2 protein-coding genes are annotated in these 1,757 nt (G+C 63.1%); one reads left to right on the top strand and one right to left on the bottom strand.

Translation table 11 applies throughout. The features are described from left to right. A partial coding sequence (locus tag ACVW0B_RS14305) for a DegT/DnrJ/EryC1/StrS family aminotransferase (protein ID WP_457491990.1) occupies positions 1-268 on the bottom strand: 268 nt, incomplete at its 3' end. Positions 269-432: 164 nt separating this feature from the next. On the opposite strand from ACVW0B_RS14305, the gene ACVW0B_RS14300 reads away from it, so the two are divergent. Further along, positions 433-1,446, top strand: a complete 1,014-nt coding sequence (locus tag ACVW0B_RS14300; RefSeq protein ID WP_011432114.1) for a glycosyltransferase family 9 protein — start codon at positions 433-435, stop codon at positions 1,444-1,446. Positions 1,447-1,757 lie beyond the last annotated feature (311 nt).

Raw genomic sequence — 1,757 nt, 5'->3', positions numbered from 1 at the left:
CCTGGATGCCCAAAGCCTGCAAAGCCAACACCAAGGCATCGGTGCCGGAATTGCAGCCGACGGCCTCCAGGGGGCCACCCCCCAAAAACTGGGCAAACTGCTCCTCAAAGCGCTGCACCGCCGCCCCGCCGATGTACTGGCCAGAGGCCAGCAGCGCTTCCAGCTGCGGCTGCAACAGCCCGGCCAAAGCGCGGTACTGCCCCGTCAAATCCAGCAGCGGAATCGGCTCCTCCGTCATGGTGCTGCCTTTGGAGAAGGTGGCGGCCACAGCCCATCATCGCGGATGAGAGCCTGGGTAGACAACGCTCTGGGCCAGCAGGGGGCTGGAACCGGTCTGCCCAGCCTGTCCTGAAGGTCTGCAATCTGAGATAGAGTAAGCGCGGGATGTCCTGAGCCAGGGATCCCTGGATACCGCTTTCTACAGGATGCTTTATGCAGGTGGCTTCTCGAGCAGTTGGCGGCACAGCGCCTTTGGCCCCCCGCCTTTTGGCTTTGGTGCCGGGCGGGATTGGTGACCAGATTTTGTTTTTTCCCACCTTGGCCAGTTTGCGGCAGCGCTTCCCGGAGGCGGAGCTGGAGGTGGTTGTGGAGCCGCGGGCGGCGGCTGCCTACGAGGTTTGTCCTTCGGTGAGTCGGGTGCTGACTTTTCCGTTCAAAGAACAGCTGTCGTTGGGGGATCTCAGCGACCTGCTGGGGCGCATTCGGGAGCGGCAGTATGACGGGGTGCTGAGCCTGGGCCGAAGCTTGGGGGTCAAGCTGTTGTTGTGGCTGACCGGCATTCCCAAGCGGGTGGGCTATGCGCCGCCGGGGCCGGGGCGACCTTGGCTGACCGACCCGGTGCCCCTGAAGCCAGCCCAGTATGCGGCCCAGATGTACCACGACCTGGTGCAGGGGTTTGGCATTGCTGCGCCGGCGGGGTTGCCCCAGATTCGTCTGAAAAAAGCAGACCTGGAGTGGGCAGAGCAGGAACGCAAGCGCCTTTTGGGGGATGCCGCTCAAGATTATGTGCTGTTGCATCCGGGGGCCAGCCAGCTGTCGCAGGAGAAGGGAATTCAGAAGATCTATCCCTCTGCCAACTGGGTCAAGGTCATCAAGGGTTTTCGGGAGCAGCGGCCGGAGCTGCCGTTGGTGCTGGTGGTGGGGCCAGAGGATGAGCAGCTGGCGGAGGGCTTTCTGGCGCAACTGCCGGAGCTGCCGGTGAGCCGTCCTGTCCGGCTGGGGCAGCTGGCGGCTTTGATTGGGGGGGCAACGCTGCTGTTGTGCGCCGATAGCGCTCCCATGCATTTGGCGGTGGCGGTGCAGACGCCGCTGGTGGCGTTGTTTGGGCCCACCGACCCACTGCGGTTGCTGCCTTCAGAGGGGCCGTTTCGGGCGGTCAAGGGGGCCGATGGGAAGGTGGAGTCGATTGCCCCCGAGCAAATTCTGCAGGTGATCTTTCCGGCCTAGAGCCAAGGTTTTCGTGGCAGCAACCCAGTCCAGTTTCTCTGCAGGCGGACCGAGAAGCCTTCTAGCCTGGGAGATGTGTCCCTGTCTGCTTTTAGCCGGCGGGAGAGCTTGCTTTGTCACCTTGGCTCTCCCAGGCTTGCTGGCGAGCGACCGTAAGGCAGTCAGCATTGCTGTTGACCGGGGGAACTTCTGCCCTCTTGGGGGAAAAGGGCTGGGGAAGTAGGGGATTCTCATGCGGACGAAGGGACTTGAACCCTTACGCCTTGCGGCACTAGATCCTAAGTCTAGCGCGTCTGCCGTTCCGCCACGTC

It is taken from the genome of Thermostichus sp. MS-CIW-23, assembly GCF_054059455.1.
This window is presented reverse-complemented; position numbering and strand designations above follow the sequence as displayed.